This is a genomic window from Pseudomonas sp. Leaf48, from assembly GCF_001421885.1.
In the GTDB taxonomy this organism is placed as follows: domain Bacteria; phylum Pseudomonadota; class Gammaproteobacteria; order Pseudomonadales; family Pseudomonadaceae; genus Aquipseudomonas.
The window spans coordinates 19,996-34,827 of record NZ_LMLH01000004.1 but is presented as its reverse complement, the minus strand read 5'-3'; the positions used below and the strand labels follow the sequence as shown (position 1 = coordinate 34,827).

16 protein-coding genes are annotated in these 14,832 nt (G+C 58.2%); 8 read left to right on the top strand and 8 right to left on the bottom strand.

The annotated features are described in order from the left end of the window. Positions 1-25: 25 nt before the first annotated feature. The gene (gene phoB / locus ASE98_RS04665; RefSeq protein ID WP_060540204.1) at positions 26-715 is read right to left on the bottom strand and encodes a phosphate regulon transcriptional regulator PhoB; all 690 of its coding nucleotides are present in this window, start codon (positions 713-715) and stop codon (positions 26-28) included. Between the two features lie 152 nt (positions 716-867). Here phoB and ASE98_RS04660 point away from each other — a divergent pair, with 152 nt between their 5' ends. Further along, positions 868-1,260, top strand: coding sequence for a COG4315 family predicted lipoprotein (locus ASE98_RS04660; protein WP_060540203.1), 393 nt, complete (start codon positions 868-870; stop codon positions 1,258-1,260). 129 nt (positions 1,261-1,389) lie between these two features. Here the strand turns inward: ASE98_RS04660 and ubiA are convergent, their stop codons facing one another. Both ubiA and ASE98_RS04650 read right to left on the bottom strand, forming a co-directional pair. Continuing rightward, entirely contained in the window at positions 1,390-2,280 is an 891-nt protein-coding gene (ubiA, locus tag ASE98_RS04655; RefSeq protein WP_060540202.1) for a 4-hydroxybenzoate octaprenyltransferase, read from the bottom strand. After that, on the bottom strand, positions 2,280-2,843 hold the full coding sequence (locus tag ASE98_RS04650) for a chorismate--pyruvate lyase family protein (RefSeq protein WP_060540201.1): 564 nt from the start codon (positions 2,841-2,843) through the stop codon (positions 2,280-2,282). Before ASE98_RS04650 ends, ubiA begins: the two co-directional genes overlap by 1 nt. 200 nt (positions 2,844-3,043) lie before the next feature. On the opposite strand from ASE98_RS04650, the gene ASE98_RS04645 reads away from it, so the two are divergent. From ASE98_RS04645 to ASE98_RS04615, 7 genes are all read left to right on the top strand, one after another. Then, positions 3,044-3,211, top strand: coding sequence for a rubredoxin (locus ASE98_RS04645; RefSeq protein ID WP_003177199.1), 168 nt, complete (start codon positions 3,044-3,046; stop codon positions 3,209-3,211). A gap of 22 nt (positions 3,212-3,233) precedes the next feature. Next, positions 3,234-4,382 (top strand): NAD(P)/FAD-dependent oxidoreductase, encoded by a 1,149-nt coding sequence (locus tag ASE98_RS04640; RefSeq protein ID WP_060540200.1) that lies wholly within the window; start codon positions 3,234-3,236, stop codon positions 4,380-4,382. A gap of 194 nt (positions 4,383-4,576) precedes the next feature. Next, positions 4,577-4,852, top strand: coding sequence for an HU family DNA-binding protein (locus ASE98_RS04635; protein WP_003213368.1), 276 nt, complete (start codon positions 4,577-4,579; stop codon positions 4,850-4,852). A gap of 258 nt (positions 4,853-5,110) precedes the next feature. Further along, entirely contained in the window at positions 5,111-6,016 is a 906-nt protein-coding gene (locus tag ASE98_RS04630) for a leucine-rich repeat domain-containing protein (RefSeq protein WP_060540199.1), read from the top strand. A 296-nt stretch (positions 6,017-6,312) separates the two neighbouring features. Beyond that, the gene (locus ASE98_RS04625; RefSeq protein WP_060540198.1) at positions 6,313-6,681 is read left to right on the top strand and encodes a DUF6124 family protein; all 369 of its coding nucleotides are present in this window, start codon (positions 6,313-6,315) and stop codon (positions 6,679-6,681) included. Between the two features lie 176 nt (positions 6,682-6,857). Beyond that, the gene (locus ASE98_RS04620; RefSeq protein WP_060540197.1) at positions 6,858-7,241 is read left to right on the top strand and encodes a hypothetical protein; all 384 of its coding nucleotides are present in this window, start codon (positions 6,858-6,860) and stop codon (positions 7,239-7,241) included. A 244-nt stretch (positions 7,242-7,485) separates the two neighbouring features. Beyond that, the gene (locus ASE98_RS04615) at positions 7,486-8,805 is read left to right on the top strand and encodes a hypothetical protein (RefSeq protein WP_060540196.1); all 1,320 of its coding nucleotides are present in this window, start codon (positions 7,486-7,488) and stop codon (positions 8,803-8,805) included. Between the two features lie 163 nt (positions 8,806-8,968). Here the strand turns inward: ASE98_RS04615 and ASE98_RS04610 are convergent, their stop codons facing one another. The 5 genes from ASE98_RS04610 to exbD form a co-directional block, all read right to left on the bottom strand. Then, entirely contained in the window at positions 8,969-10,369 is a 1,401-nt protein-coding gene (locus ASE98_RS04610) for an aminoacyl-tRNA deacylase and HDOD domain-containing protein (protein WP_060540195.1), read from the bottom strand. Between the two features lie 78 nt (positions 10,370-10,447). Further along, positions 10,448-12,523, bottom strand: a complete 2,076-nt coding sequence (gene recG / locus ASE98_RS04605) for an ATP-dependent DNA helicase RecG (protein WP_060540194.1) — start codon at positions 12,521-12,523, stop codon at positions 10,448-10,450. 9 nt (positions 12,524-12,532) lie between these two features. Then, positions 12,533-13,462: a hydrogen peroxide-inducible genes activator gene (locus ASE98_RS04600; RefSeq protein ID WP_060540193.1), complete on the bottom strand. Its 930-nt coding sequence runs from the start codon at positions 13,460-13,462 to the stop codon at positions 12,533-12,535. 190 nt (positions 13,463-13,652) lie between these two features. Further along, the gene (locus ASE98_RS04595) at positions 13,653-14,402 is read right to left on the bottom strand and encodes an energy transducer TonB family protein (RefSeq protein WP_060540192.1); all 750 of its coding nucleotides are present in this window, start codon (positions 14,400-14,402) and stop codon (positions 13,653-13,655) included. Continuing rightward, positions 14,399-14,827, bottom strand: a complete 429-nt coding sequence (exbD, locus tag ASE98_RS04590; protein ID WP_060540191.1) for a TonB system transport protein ExbD — start codon at positions 14,825-14,827, stop codon at positions 14,399-14,401. Before exbD ends, ASE98_RS04595 begins: the two co-directional genes overlap by 4 nt. Positions 14,828-14,832 lie beyond the last annotated feature (5 nt).

Below are 14,832 nucleotides of genomic sequence, written 5' to 3'. Positions count from 1 at the left end.
CTTGTCAGCGAGTCTGGCGGTCAATTCAGGCCTTGGTCGAGAACCGATAGCCGGTACCGCGCACGGTTTGTACCAGATTTTCGTATGCATCACCGAGGGCTTTGCGCAGGCGCCGAATGTGTACGTCGACGGTGCGTTCTTCGACATACACGTTGCCGCCCCAGACCTGATCCAGCAACTGGCCACGGGTGTAGGCGCGTTCCTGGTGAGTCATGAAGAATTGCAGCAGACGATATTCGGTAGGGCCCATCTCGGCAGGACTGCCATCGATGGTCACTCGGTGGCTGATCGGGTCGAGCAGCAGGCCGCCGACTTCGATTGGCGCCTCGCCATCGCTCGGGCCGGCACGGCGCAACACGGCTTTGAGGCGTGCTACCAGCTCGCGCGGGGAAAAAGGTTTGGTGATGTAGTCGTCGGCGCCGACTTCCAGGCCCTGGATCTTGTTGTCCTCTTCACCTTTGGCCGTGAGCATGATGATCGGGATGTCACCGGTCAGTTCATCACGCTTGAGGCGGCGGGCCAACTCGATACCTGAGGTGCCGGGCAGCATCCAGTCGAGCAGGATGAGGTCGGGTTTGCGGTCGACGATGATGGCGTGGGCCTGCTGGGAGTTCTCCGCCTCCAGGCATTCATAGCCGGCCATTTCCAACGCAACGGCGATCATTTCGCGAATGGGCGCCTCGTCGTCGACGATCAGAATGCTCCTGCCAACCATGCCTTACTCCTCTTGTCATTTAACTGTCTTGCGCCGCATTAGATAACGGAATTATTGCAGTCGTGTGACAGTATTTTAGTCGCCGGGTGATTGTCATGATCCTGAACTAAGCTTTAAGTCCGAATCCTGACAACCACCAAAGGAAGGTTTCCATGTATCAGCACTCGCAATCCTTCAAGGGCCTGCTGCTGGCAGCTGCCCTGATTCTGCCATCGATGGCGTTCGCCGCCGAACCGGCCATGATGAAAGATGGCGTGATGACCGACCACAAAGGCATGACGCTGTATACGTTCGACAAAGACACCGGCGGCAAGTCGGTGTGCACCGGGCAATGCGCGGAAAACTGGCCGCCGCTGATGGCCAAGGCCGACGACAAGGCTGAAGGCAAGTGGAGCATCATCAAGCGTGACGATGGCTCGATGCAGTGGGCTTACGACGGCAAGCCGCTGTACTACTTCGTCAAGGACAAGGCCCCGGGGCAAAAGGAAGGCGACAAGATGAAAGACGTTTGGCACGTCATCACCAATTCCGGGCCGAAGATGTAAGGATCCTGCAGGAGCGAGCTTGCTCGCGATGAACTTGAAGGCGGCGTGCGCGTCAACGTTTTCTCGCGAACAAGCTCACATCCCTCCTGTACGGTGTGGACAACCTGTCGGAGCGAGTCTGGCCTGAACTCAGCGCAACGCATAATCCAGCACAATTCCCACGAATATGGCCAACCCGGCCCAGTGGTTGTGCAAGAACGCCTTGAAGCAGCGCATCCGGTCCTTGCCGCGGGTGTACCAGAACTCCCAGGCGAAGCAACCTGCGGCCACCAGCAGCCCGAAGTGGAACCATATCCCCAGCTCGAATTTCGAGCCTGCCAGCAACAGGCAACCCAGTGCCAGCCCCTGCAGGGTCAGAATGATTACCCGGTCTGCCTCGCCAAAGAGGATGGCCGTGGATTTCACGCCGATCTTCAGGTCATCGTCGCGATCGGTCATTGCGTAATAGGTGTCGTAACCCACTGTCCACATCAGGTTGGCGATCCACAGCAGCCAGGCGACAGCCGGTAGCTCACCGGTTTCGGCGGTAAACGCCATCGGCATCCCCCAGGAAAACGCCGCTCCCAGCACCACTTGCGGGTAATAGGTGTAGCGTTTCATGAACGGGTAGCTGAACGCCAGCGCCAGCCCGCCCAGCGACAGCCAGATGGTCGCGGCGTTGGTACACAGCACCAGCAGGAAACTCACCCCCATCAGCAAGGCAAAGAACACCAGGGCTTCTCTGGAACTGATCTTGCCGCTCACCAGCGGGCGTTGCTCGGTACGCTTCACGTGGCCGTCGACCTTGCGATCGGCCCAGTCGTTGATCACGCAGCCGCCAGCGCGGGTCAGCACCACGCCGAGCACGAAAATCACCACGTTGGCCAGGGACGGCGAGCCTTTGCCGGCAATCCACAGCGCCCACAGCGTCGGCCACAGCAGCAGGTATATGCCGATCGGCTTGTCCATGCGCGTCAGCTGGATGAAGTCCCAGGCTCGCGGATTCAGGCGGTTCAGGGACTTGAGCAGGCTCTGGTACATCAAGGTTTCTCCGGATGGGCGCGAGCGGCATTCCACAAGGTCGGCAGGAATACTTCGGCTACCAGGACGCTCAAGGCCCCGCGGTCGAAGCGCGAGCGACGGCCCCACAGCCCGCCGGCCTGTATCTCGGTCGGCAGCCAGGCTTGAGGGTAATGGCAAACCTCGATGTCCCGACGCTGGAATGCGTGGTCGCAAAACAGCAACTCGCCCAGGGAGCGGCTGCCCAATTCGTCCATATGCAAGCCATCGCCCTGCAGTGCACTGCGCGCAGCGACACTTCGGGCAAACACCCAGGCTTCGCCGTGGCCGCGCAAATACACTTCGCGTACCCAGCCTTCGCTGCCTTCGGCCAGATCCAGTGCCGCGCATTCGTCAGCGCGCAGTAACTGCCAGCCTTCGAACGTGGGTGTGACGCTGAAAGCATCATTGGAGAGCTGAATGAGGCGCCGGGTCAGCGAGCCTTCATCGAACAGCCAGTCGAGGGCAGCCGGGTCGGGGAGGGGCGTCAGCTCGCTTCGGGGAAGCCAGAGCGGGGCCGTGCAGGAGGGTTTTGAGTGCGGCACAGTGCGTCATTATTGGCAGCAAATGAGGCGGCGAGCTTAACATGTCGGTCGACGACTTTGATTGAAATGGCCCGCCGTTGCGCCGAACAGTGCTTGCAACTGGCGGGCCCGATCAGTACAAAACGCCCTGAGCCGGATGGCAGCGTTTCACCATCGACCGTCTGAGCCTGCAAATGCCTGACCCCTGAGGAAGTATCTGAATGAAAAAGTGGCAATGTATCGTCTGTGGCCTGATCTATAACGAAGCCGACGGCTGGCCCGATGACGGCATTGCGCCGGGCACCCGTTGGGAAGATGTCCCGGCAGACTGGCTGTGCCCGGACTGCGGTGTGGGCAAAATGGATTTCGAAATGATCGAAATCAACTAATAAAAAACCAGAGGAGTAAGGAATGAACGCACCTGTCGTAATCGTAGGCACCGGCCTGGCTGGCTACAACCTGGCCCGCGAGTTTCGCAAGCTCGATAGCGAAACCCCGCTGCTGCTGATTACTGCCGACGACGGCCGTTCCTACTCCAAGCCGATGCTCTCCACCGGCTTCGGCAAGAACAAGGATGCCGACGGCCTGAGCATGGCCGAACCGGGCGCGATGGCCGAGCAATTGAAGGCCGAAGTGCGCACCCACACGCGCATCAGCGGCATCGACCCGGGTCACAAGCGTCTATGGATCGGTGAAGAAGCGGTGACCTACCGCGACCTGATCCTGGCCTGGGGCGCCGAAACCGTACGGGTTCCGATTGAAGGCGACGCAGCGGACTGCGTGTTTCCGATCAACGATCTGGAAGACTACGCGCGCTTTCGCGCGGCTGCGGCCGGCAAGCGTCGGGTGTTACTGCTTGGAGCCGGCCTGATCGGCTGCGAGTTCGCCAACGACCTGACCCTGGGCGGCTACGAGGTGCAACTGGTTGCGCCATGTGAACAGGTTATGCCGACCCTGCTGCATCCGGCGGCCGCTGCTGCCGTGCAGGCAGGCCTGGAAAGCCTGGGTGCACGCTTTCATCTGGGGCCGGTGCTCAATCGCCTGCAACGAGTGGCAGAAGGCCTGGAAGCGCATCTGTCCGATGGTCAGGTGATCGCGTGTGATGTCGTGGTCTCGGCCATTGGCCTGCGTCCGCGCATCGATCTCGCCGCAGCGGCTGGATTGCAGGTCAATCGTGGCGTGGTGGTCGACCGTCACCTGAAAACCTCCCATGCCAACATCTACGCCCTGGGTGATTGCGCCGAGGTCGATGGCCTCAATCTTCTGTACGTCATGCCCCTGATGAGCTGTGCCAGGGCGCTGGCGCAAACCCTGGCCGGCAACCCGACCGTCGTAAGCTATGGGCCAATGCCGATCACCGTCAAAACGCCGGTCTGCCCATTGGTGGTTTCGCCGCCACCGCGGGGTGCCGAAGGCGTCTGGACAGTCGAAGGGCAGGGCGCCGACATCAAGGTTCTATGCCGCGACGCGACGGGCAACCTGCTCGGTTATGCCCTGACGGGCGCGGCCGTAATGGAAAAACTGGCCCTGAACAAAGAGCTTCCGGCACTGCTGGCGTAAATACCGGTCGTTCTGTCGGATTCACCCCCCTTTTGCCCCTACATTGGCCGCGCCGACACTGGCGCGGCTCCTCGCTGCGTGCCATCCTCACTCCCGTCTGCCGCAGAGTAGAGCACCTGCGGCGCTTTGGGCGCTGCTTCGCAGAGAGCAGCACGGACATAACAACAAAAAACCGTCAAAGGGGCTTCACTCATATGCGTAAACCAGAACTCGCTGCAGCCATCGCTGAAAAAGCAGACCTCACCAAAGAACAAGCCAACCGCGTTCTCAACGCCGTTCTCGAAGAAATCACCGGCGCCCTGCATCGCAAGGACAGCGTGACGCTGGTGGGCTTCGGCACCTTCCTGCAACGCCATCGCGGCGCCCGCACCGGCAAAAACCCGCAAACCGGTGAGCCCGTCAAAATCAAGGCCAGCAATACCGTGGCTTTCAAGCCAGGTAAATCGTTGAAGGACAGCGTTAATCCGTAATCCGTTTTCAACTCTCGCGTAGCGGGGGGAGTGGAATAAAAAATGGGCAGGCCAACCGAGGTTGGGTGCCCATTTTTTGTGGGTGGGGCCAACCAGCGCAGCCTTACATTTTACAAGGCACCGCAGGCCGTTCACTCCGCTGTCCGGCGCTTCGGATTATTCAAAATGGATCTTGCAAACTGTAAGTTATGACAGTTTAAAGTGGTCAATTGATGCTTTAAAAAGGGAGTCCCCTTACCCAATAGAAAGGTGACAAATATGGCCTCGAACACCGTAACAGCAAAGACTTTCACCCCTCTGACAATCCCGGCGCCGATCAAGACGCTCTTTTCCGATATCAGATTTGCGCACGTGGTTGCCGAGTATATTTCAGCGGCCACGGGCATGCCGGTGACTATTGAAGACGTTGTGACGCAGGACATGCTTGATAAAGTGACGGTGATGAGAGTGCTGAGCGCGGATCCGAGAAAGTTCACCAGCCTGCAAGGCATCGGGCATCTGCGCAACTTGCAGGAGTTGATGATAGAGCGCCAACCTGTCACTTGCCTGCCTGAAGACTTCGGGACATTGAAAAAGTTGACGCTGGGGTACTTCATCAATTGCTCAATCAAGTCAATTCCATGCTGGATCGGAAATCTCACTAGCCTGACCATTCTGGACCTGAGTTCTCAAGTTCCGCTGGGCGTTATGAGAGGCGCTGTTCCGGAGTCGATCGGCAACCTGACACAACTGGAACGCTTCGACATCAGCAATAACAGTAACCTGTGCGGAAAACTGCCGGATTCCTTGGCCAGGCTGACCTCCCTCAAATCACTGTCGATTCAGAGCAACGGGTTTGAAGACCTGAGTGTCTTGAATGCCCTGCATTCTGTTAACTTCTTCAACTTCATCAATCAAGCCTTGGGCATTTTTGACTTGGGCCGCGTGCGGCAAAACAGTTCACTGCCGATCAGGCTTCCGGAAATATTTGTGCAGGCCCAGACGCCGGGTGACAAATTGTATGTACCAAGCGGTGTCGAAATCCTGGGCAGTCCAGGTGCGTATCTGGATCAAAACCGGCTCTATGTGCATTTGCCGACTGACAACACTGGTACGTTCGAGGTGATGCTGGCTATTCATGGGCGGCTAACCAATGTGAGTTATCGCTGGACAGTGACTGCATAACGGCCAGCCTGTCTTATGGCTATCAGGTGAAGTTACCTGACATAAGCCGTGCGTAGGAACGCGACAGCGTTTTCCGCGCCCGGCTCATAAAATTGGAATTGGAATTGGAATTGGAATTGGAATTGGAATTGGAATTGGCAGGCGGGTGTTGAGCTGCGTTTAATATTTGTAAGAAAACGTCCACCCATGATGAAAAGCCTCAGAAAATCGACGAATCATCCGACGCTTTTTTAGGGTTGGCCTTCGGAAGTGTGAGGGTTAGCGTGATAGCTCCACTCTTTCATGACGGAATCACTATGGTCAGTATCACCGACATACCTTCTGAATCAGAAGCCGACAGCATTTCCCCGTATGTCTGCGCTACTTCGAGAAAACTGCACGATGCTGCTGACCGTGCGCTGAACTATTACCTCAATCCCGTTCCCGTTAAGACGCAGATCATACCCGGCTCGATTTTTACGATTGCGCCTGACATCAATAACGAAACGTTGTTGGCGCACGCGTCTGAGTCGCTGGAATCGGCGAGGGTGATGGCGGGTGATTTTGTCGGGGTTCTGGAGGGCTCACACCGCAAAACAATGCTGGCGCTTCAACAAATCATCATGCTGGGTCAGTTGGCAGTGAATCGGGTTCTGGACAATACCGGTGTTTCTGAAAATGCGTGAGCGAGTAGGAAAGCACAGCCTCGCGACACCTCTCATGTACCAACCTTCGTTAATGACTTGGTAGTCATCAGCGTCAAAAACGACAACATCTCCTGCTAAATAATGCAGATAGTGGTGTTCTTTGTTTTTGCCGTTACACTGCCCCCGCCGTTCATTTTTCTTTCGAGGCTGTGCGCATGAAGTTTCGTTTTCTGCTATGGATGCTGGGTTTGTTGATGGGCAAGGCCAGCCGGACCAATCCGGCGTTTCAGCAGCAGTTGGGTGACAAGGACCTGGTGTTTCAGTTGCAGACCCTGGACGGGACAGTAGCGCGGCATTTCCGCGTGAAGGACCAGCGCATTACCAGCCAATCGGGTGTGCATGCCGAGCCTGCATTTGCGATTGCCTTTAAAGATGCCGCCTATGGCTTTGCCACGATGCAGGCGAAGAACAAGCAATTGGCGTTCATGACCGGGATTCAGGACAAGTCGATTCAGATCAAGGGCAACCCGGCACTGGTGATCTGGTTCCAGGGGTTGACCAAGTATTTGAAACCGAAGAAGGCAAAGGCGAGGGTTTGAGGTTTCTGAGATAGACCGGGGTTGAATCTATCGTGGGCGAATCTTTTTCCTACTGGAGTGGGGCTCGCCCGCGGCGCTTTTAGGGAAACTTCGAACAAGTCTTCAATATGCTGAAATACAGCCTCAGCACCTGTATTTGAAAGGCTTTTTAACAACTGTAATTTCTGACAGTTACGTTAGCTTGAGTGGTGTGTTTCACTTCGACTGTTGGTTTTTAACTCAGTCGATTACAGGGAACATAATCATGACTCAAACTACGCGTGCACCAGGCACTATCGATCCTGGTTTTGGTCAACGAGGATTTGCCTTCTTTCCGCTTCCAGGTAGCGAAGGACTCAATAGGACCGTTACTATTCTTCCGGATAAGAGGGTGCTTGTAACCTTGGTATATCCGCCATTCGACGATGTAGCTTTAGGTTTGGCTGTATTTAAGGAAGATGGGAGCCTTGATCCTGTATTCGGTAGTGGGGGAATAAAAGATATATCTTTTTCTCAGTCGCTCACTTTTTACCCGAATACCGTGCTTTTGCTAACAAGCGGGGGCTGGTTGATTGCAGGTACTGCGTCAACCGAAAAAGGACTGTCTCTGGCTGTTGCCAAATTCCAGGCAGATGGCTCGCTAGATCCGACATACGGTGCAGCTTCAACACCGGGCTTAACGCTTATCGACGTTGATGATCTTGTTAAGGGGGCAACTTTACTATCATCTGATCAAGCGCCAACTGACATCATGGATAACGATGGTGGCAATGGTGCGATTTCTGCCACACAGCAGGATGGAAAAATTGTCATAGGCAGCGTGGTCAGTGTTGAGGGAACACCGTTTCCGCGAGGTATCGTGATTCAGTTGGACTCCACGGGAAACCTGGACATCACATTTAATTGTAAAGGATATTTACTGGTCAATTTGCCGGACGGCCTTGATTGGACCAATGTGATGGCCGTGCGTTTCCAGGATGATTACCTGGTAGTTTGTGGTAACTATCGCAAAGATTTGAAGTTGGGAGGTTATTTTAATCGCTATGACCGGCTAGGAAATCTGGATAGAAGTTTTGGCGAAAGAAACAACGGTACCGTTTTGATTTCACTCGATGACAGGCTGGTGCGTCTAAGTTCTTTCACAGTAAAGTCCGATAATAGTTTGATTGGGGCTGGCTATGTAATGGATAACCAGATCGGAGGCTTGGTTGTCCATCTAACTCCAAAAGGAAGCTATAATTTGCTGTTCAACGGCGGAACGCCGTTGGTCTCCAAATTCCTGGACTCAGGCGTGTTGTGGCGGACAAGTATGGTGCAATCGGATAGCAACCTGATTATTGCCGGTCAGGGCGGCGAGGATTTGGGCGAATTGAGATCATCTATTACAGCGCGCCTGCTTCCAAATGGAGATGTTGATCTTAAGTACGCTGACAAGGGTTGGGTTGAGTACCCAAGTCCAGATGTTGGAGGAAACCATACTTTTCGAGATGCAGCGTTGAAGTCGGATGATTATATGTATGTTAGTGAAACACAGATGGAAGGCGGGGGTACAACGAGAGGGTCTGTGTTTCGTTATTTAGTATGAACCAGTGAAGGTAGTTGAGTGAGTGCAATTCTGTTGTCGGCTTGAGGCGTTTTGTGCCGCTCAACGCTAGACAAGTAAGTGTTCGTGATGAAGGAGTCTCTAAGCACGAACACTTACTATGGGTTTCAAGCAGTCCCGTACTGAACTATCAATTGAGGGTTTTTCAAGTCTGGCTGAATTGCGACGCCAGCTCCCGTAACAGCACTTCAGCCTCGAGCACTTTGCTGACTACATCATTGGCTTTATCGCGGGTCAAACCGACTCGTTCCAGTAACGCCTCAGGAATGTCTTCATCCGGGCCGGAACCAATGCCCCGGCTGCGCAGCAGGCGCACGGACAGGCACACCAGGTTCGGGTACTCGGCGTGTTCACCGTCGTAGTGCGGGTCGTGCTGGAAGCGCAGCGCGGTGGCCAGTTCTTCGGGCATGTCCCAGTAGCGCATCAGCCACGAGCCGATCTGTTCACGGCTGATGCCCAGCAGGTGTTGTTCCACGAAGCTGTGGCACAGATGCGGGTTGACCTCCAGGTGGCGGCAGATCAGCGAAAAATGCGGCGGGAACACATGAGCCAGCAGCAGGTAGCCGAAGTTATGCAGCAGGCCGGCAAGGTAGGTCAGGCCGGCTTCCGGGCGCTGGGCGCGTGGCATGGCACGGGTCAGGCCTTCGATGACGGCGGCGGTGTAGATCGATTGCTGCCAGTACGGCGTGCTGTGTTGCGGGTGGTCCTTGGGCAGGCTCAGGGTTTTGCCCAAGGCCAGGCCCAGCGCCAGGTTGATCACCAGATCGAAGCCCAGCACGCGCACGATGGCGTCTTCTACCGAGCGAATCTTGCCGGGTGAGGCGTAGTAGGGCGATGCCGCCCAGCTCACAACCTGTGCCGCCAGCGCAGGGTCGGTCTCGACCACACCGGTAATGTCGTCGATGGTGGCGTTCGGGTCTACGCGCAGCTTGATGATCTTTTGCGCGGTTTCGGCAAGTGGCGGAATTTCGATGGTGGCTTCCAGGCGCTGCTGGATGCGTCGTGCGGTGAACGCTTGAACAGCCTGGGTGATTTCCTCGCGGTCATCGTCGGGTCGGTCAAGGTTCGGGCGGATGCTGCTCAGGGTTTCGCCGAAGTTGGCGGCGCTTGCCTTGGTCAGCATGGTCTTGAAGTCTTCGCTGGCGATTTCCAGCAGGACGCCCGGCTCGCCAGAGTTGATCAGCAACTTCGGCTCGCGCAGCAGGCATTCTTCGTACAGGCACGGCGAAGTGGTCAGTGCCGGCAGACCGGGCAGCAGGCTCAGGTTGTGCTTGCCGAGCATTTTTGCCAAGCGTTCGCCCGGCACGCCCGTAAGGCGGCGACCGGTGAGTTCGGTGAGGCGATTGAGGTCCAGCAACTGGCTCTGGGGGAACAACACCATCAATGCGCCGACGGCGTCATCAAGCAGGACGGCCTGGATCTTGCGCGCAGGGTTAAGGCCGTGATGGTCCAGCACTTCTTCGTAAGTAATGCCCAATTTGCCAAGCATCAGCCGAATAACCGACGGAGCGTGCGGGGTGTCGGGTGCGAAGGCAACTTCGGTCATGTTCCGTATCCGTACCAAATCAATTGCGCAAGTATAACCAGCTTGCTTGGGGCGATGCGTCACAAACTGCGACGGGGATCACACTTGACCGTATTGCTGGCCATGGCGCAACCAGCGGTCTAGTAACGGGCTGACGTGGGTTGGCCAGCGTTCGAGCAAGGCTTGGGCGGCATCACGTACGGCGGGCAGCAGGTCGGCGTCACGCATCAGGTCGGCGACCTTGAATTGCAGCAGGCCGGTTTGACGGGTGCCGAGCATTTCGCCAGGGCCACGCAGTTCCAGATCCTTTTCCGCGATGACAAAGCCGTCGTTGGTTTCACGCATGATGCCCAGGCGCTGGCGGCCGATCTGCGACAGCGGTGGATGGTAGAGCAGCACGCAATGGCTGGCTGCGCTGCCCCGGCCTACCCGGCCGCGCAATTGGTGAAGTTGTGCGAGACCCAGGCGTTCAGGGTTCTCGATGATCATCAGGCTGGCGTTGGGTACGTCGACACCGACTTCGATCACGGTGGTCGCGACCAGCAGTTGCAGATTACCGGCCTTGAACTCGGCCATCACCGCAGCTTTTTCCGCAGGCTTCATGCGCCCGTGGATCAACCCGACCTTCAGTTCGCCAAGGGCAGCGGTGAGGTCTTCGTAAGTGCTTTGCGCGGCCTGGCAGGTCAGTTCTTCGGACTCTTCGATCAGCGTGCACACCCAGTAGGCCTGTCGCCCTTCGGCGCAAGCACCACGTACCCGCTCGATGACTTCGACGCGGCGGGTGTCGGTGATCAGTACGGTGTTCACCGGGGTTCGCCCGGGTGGCAATTCGTCGAGGATCGAGGTGTCGAGATCGGCGTAGGCGCTCATCGCCAGCGTCCGTGGGATCGGCGTGGCGGTCATGATCAACTGATGCGGGCACATGCGTCCGCCGACGCCTTTCTGCCGCAGGGCCAGGCGTTGCTGCACGCCGAAGCGATGCTGTTCGTCGATGATCACCAATGCCAGATTCTTGAACTGCACTTCGTCCTGGAACAGCGCGTGGGTGCCGACCACCATCGGTGTGCCGCTGGCGATCTGCTCCAGCGCGGCGACACGATTCTTGCCCTTGAGCTTGCCGGCCAGCCACGCGACTTCGATGCCCAGCGGTTCGAGCCAGCGCTTGAAGGTGATGAAGTGCTGCTCGGCGAGAATCTCGGTAGGCGCCATCAGCGCGACCTGATAGCCAGCCTCCAGAGCCTGGAGCGCGGCGAGGGCAGCGACCACCGTTTTACCGGCGCCGACGTCACCCTGGATCAGCCGCAGCATTGGCTCGTGCTGGCTGAGGTCATAGGCGATTTCGTTGCCGACCCGTTGCTGGGCGCCCGTCGGGCTGAAGCCGAGGTTGGCCAGGTATTTGGGTGGCAGCTTCGTGGCTTTGGGCATGGCCGGCGCACGCAGGGAGCGCATGCTTTCGCGCAAGCGTTGTTGCGACAGTTGATGGGTCAGCAGTTCTTCGAACGCCAGGCGGTGCTGGGCCCAGTGATGACCCAGGGCCAGTTCATCGACGTCGGCATCGGCGGGCGGGTTGTGCAAATAGCGGATCGCATCGGCCAGCGGTGCCAGTTGATAGTCCCGGGCCAGCTCGGTCGGCAGCCAGTCGGGCAGGCTGCTGGGGCCAAGCAGGGTCAGGGTCTGCATGCACAACTGACGCAGGCGCTGCTGGGTAAGGCCTTCGGTGAGCGGGTAGACCGGGGTCAGGGTTTCATCCACCGGCGGTGGTTCGTCGCCGGTGATGGCGCGGTATTCCGGGTGGTAGATCTCCAGCCCCGAGGCGCCGGGCCGCGCTTCGCCATAACAGCGAATCCGCGTGCCGCGCTTGAGGCCTTCTTTCTGCGCGTTGCTGAAATGGTAGAAGCGCAGGCTCAATCCGCCGGTGCCATCTTGCAGCCGGACAACCAGGCTGCGACGACGACCCATGACCACATCGGCACCGCTGACGGTGCCTTCGATGACCGCATCCTGACCGGGCCTCAGCGCGCCGATGGGCACCACGCGGGTGCGATCCTGATAGCGCAGCGGCAAGTGAAACAGCACGTCCTGGAGGTTTTCCAGGCCGACCTTGCCCAGCTTTTCGGCCATGGCTTCGCCGACACCCTTGAGTGCCGTCACCGACACTTGCGACAACTCGCTCATGGCCGTGACTTAACCCGCAGCGACCTGTGCCGCTGGCTTGGCCACGGAACACAGGCGAATGGAGTCGGCGAGGATTTCGATGGCCTTGGGCCGGGGAAAGCTCGCGCGCCAGGCGATGGCCACGGTGCGGTAGGGCACCGGTGCGGAAAGCGGGCGCACTTCGATCACGCCAGGGGCGTAGTGATGGCTGTCGACCGCCGACAACGGCAGGATCGAGATGCCCAGGCCGGAGGCGACCATGTGGCGGATGGTTTCCAGGGAGCTGGATTCGACTGTGGTGTGCCTGGCGCCGTCGTTGCCCTTGGTCAAGGTCGGGCAGGCTTCGAGCACCTGATCGCGGAAGCAGTGACCTTCACCTAGCAACAGCAGGCTCTTGTCGTTGAGCAGGCTGGCGTCAATGGACTCTTTCTGCGTCCACGGGTGCTGGGCTGGCATCAGCACGTAGAACGGCTCGTCGTAGAGCTGCAGCGTCAGCACGTCGGCTTCGTTGAACGGCAGGGCGATGATGATCGCGTCGAGTTCGCCGTTGCGCAGTTTGTCGCGCAGCACGTGGGTGAAGTTTTCTTCGATGTACAACGGCATCTGCGGGGCGACCCGGTGCAGTTGCGGAATCAGGTGCGGGAACAGGTACGGGCCGACGGTGTAGATCGCGCCGACTTTCAGTGGCGCGGTCAGCTGGTTCTTGCCGGCCTGGGCCAGTTCGCGGATGCCCTGGGCCTGTTCCAGGACTTTTTGCGCCTGGGCAACAATGCCTTCGCCGACCGGGGTCAGGCGCACGGCGCTCTTGCTGCGCTCGAAAATCAGCACACCGAGTTCGTCTTCAAGCTTTTTCACGCCCACCGACAGGGTCGGCTGGCTGACGTGGCAACGCTCGGCCGCGTGGCCGAAATGCTGCTCTTGGGCGAGGGTAACGATGTAGCGTAATTCTGTGAGGGTCATAGCAAGCGTCCGTGTGGTTGCGGGCCAAGCATACCGGCTGCAATCGATAGACGCACGTTATCAGACTGGGTGCGTGCAGGAGCAAGCTCGCTCGCGAAGAACCTGAGACCGCCGTGGGGTGTCAGGCTCGCCGCGTTATCGTTGACGACCATCGCGAGCAGGCTCGCTCCTACAGTGGTTCGGCGGTACTTTACCGCCGGTGTTTTTCCAGCGAATAAACAAAAGGTGCAACGATTTCGATGGAACCGTTGTTCAGCATGTCGGCCGGTGGCTTGGGCAGCGGCTGGGCGCGGCGGATCATTTCCAGGGTGGCCCGGTCCAGATCGGCAGTGCCAGAGGCGCTTACCAGTTCAAACGACAACACATTACCTTCAGCATCCACGACGAAACGAAGACGGTTCGTGCCTTCCTTGCTCCGCGCCCGGGCACTTGCAGGGTACTTTTTGTACTTCTGCAGGTGTGCCAGCAGCGTGCCTTGCCAGCTGGCCTTGGCCGCCAGTTGAGCAGGCGAAGGGCCTGGTGCCGGCTGCGCGGATTTCTGCGTCGGTGCCTGAGTCTGCTGCGTTTCGGCAGGTTTCTCTTCGGCCGGTTTTTCCTTCGGTGGCTCAGGTTTCTTTTCTACCGGCTTGGGCGGTTGCGGCTTTGGCTTGGGTTTGACCGGCTTGGGCACGGCAATTTCAGCTTTCGGCGCTTCGGCAAGCTTCGGAATCGGCAGTTCTTCAACCGGAGCCGGGGGCTGTGGCGGTGTGACGACCTTCGGCGGAGCAGGCGGTGGTGGGGCAGGAACCGGCGCCAATTCGACCATCATTGCCTGTGGGGGCAACTCGATGGGCGGGCGGGCAGACCAGTTCAGCGCCAGCGCGATGGCCAGCGCGTGAACGCCCAGCACCACGGCCAGGCTACCGCTGTAACGCGTCAGCTTATGGCGCGTCGTGATCATTTCTTGGCTGCCGTCTCAAGTCCAACCAGGCCGACCTTCAGGTAGCCGGCGGAACGCAGGTTGTCCATCACGCTCATCAGGTCGCCGTAATCCACGCCTTTGTCGGCCTGGAAAAAGATCGTCGTGTCTTTTTTGCCTTGAGTCCTGGCGTCGAGGGTGGCGCCGAGGGCTTCAGCCTTCACTTCCTCTTCGCCGAGGAACAGGCGCTGGTCAGCCTTGACGCTGAGGAACACCGGTTTCTCAGGACGCGGCGCCGGTTTGGCGGTGGACGCGGGCAGATCGACCTTGATGTCCACAGTAGCCAGCGGAGCCGCCACCATGAAGATGATCAACAGCACCAGCATCACGTCGATGAACGGCGTGACGTTGATTTCATGGTTCTCGGCCAGATCGTCGTCTGCCCCTTCTTTCAAATGCAGGCCCATGGCCG

What these genes read in the sequence shown, in the direction of transcription:
- phoB (WP_060540204.1), bottom strand. Translation starts at nt 715, where the DNA reads ATGGTTGGCAGGAGCATTCTGATCGTCGACGACGAGGCGCCCATTCGC.
- ASE98_RS04660 (WP_060540203.1), top strand. Translation starts at nt 868, where the DNA reads ATGTATCAGCACTCGCAATCCTTCAAGGGCCTGCTGCTGGCAGCTGCC.
- ubiA (WP_060540202.1), bottom strand. Translation starts at nt 2,280, where the DNA reads ATGTACCAGAGCCTGCTCAAGTCCCTGAACCGCCTGAATCCGCGAGCC.
- ASE98_RS04645 (WP_003177199.1), top strand. Translation starts at nt 3,044, where the DNA reads ATGAAAAAGTGGCAATGTATCGTCTGTGGCCTGATCTATAACGAAGCC.
- ASE98_RS04640 (WP_060540200.1), top strand. Translation starts at nt 3,234, where the DNA reads ATGAACGCACCTGTCGTAATCGTAGGCACCGGCCTGGCTGGCTACAAC.
- ASE98_RS04635 (WP_003213368.1), top strand. Translation starts at nt 4,577, where the DNA reads ATGCGTAAACCAGAACTCGCTGCAGCCATCGCTGAAAAAGCAGACCTC.
- ASE98_RS04630 (WP_060540199.1), top strand. Translation starts at nt 5,111, where the DNA reads ATGGCCTCGAACACCGTAACAGCAAAGACTTTCACCCCTCTGACAATC.
- ASE98_RS04625 (WP_060540198.1), top strand. Translation starts at nt 6,313, where the DNA reads ATGGTCAGTATCACCGACATACCTTCTGAATCAGAAGCCGACAGCATT.
- ASE98_RS04620 (WP_060540197.1), top strand. Translation starts at nt 6,858, where the DNA reads ATGAAGTTTCGTTTTCTGCTATGGATGCTGGGTTTGTTGATGGGCAAG.
- ASE98_RS04615 (WP_060540196.1), top strand. Translation starts at nt 7,486, where the DNA reads ATGACTCAAACTACGCGTGCACCAGGCACTATCGATCCTGGTTTTGGT.
- ASE98_RS04610 (WP_060540195.1), bottom strand. Translation starts at nt 10,369, where the DNA reads ATGACCGAAGTTGCCTTCGCACCCGACACCCCGCACGCTCCGTCGGTT.
- recG (WP_060540194.1), bottom strand. Translation starts at nt 12,523, where the DNA reads ATGAGCGAGTTGTCGCAAGTGTCGGTGACGGCACTCAAGGGTGTCGGC.
- ASE98_RS04600 (WP_060540193.1), bottom strand. Translation starts at nt 13,462, where the DNA reads ATGACCCTCACAGAATTACGCTACATCGTTACCCTCGCCCAAGAGCAG.
- ASE98_RS04595 (WP_060540192.1), bottom strand. Translation starts at nt 14,402, where the DNA reads ATGATCACGACGCGCCATAAGCTGACGCGTTACAGCGGTAGCCTGGCC.
- exbD (WP_060540191.1), bottom strand. Translation starts at nt 14,827, where the DNA reads ATGGGCCTGCATTTGAAAGAAGGGGCAGACGACGATCTGGCCGAGAAC.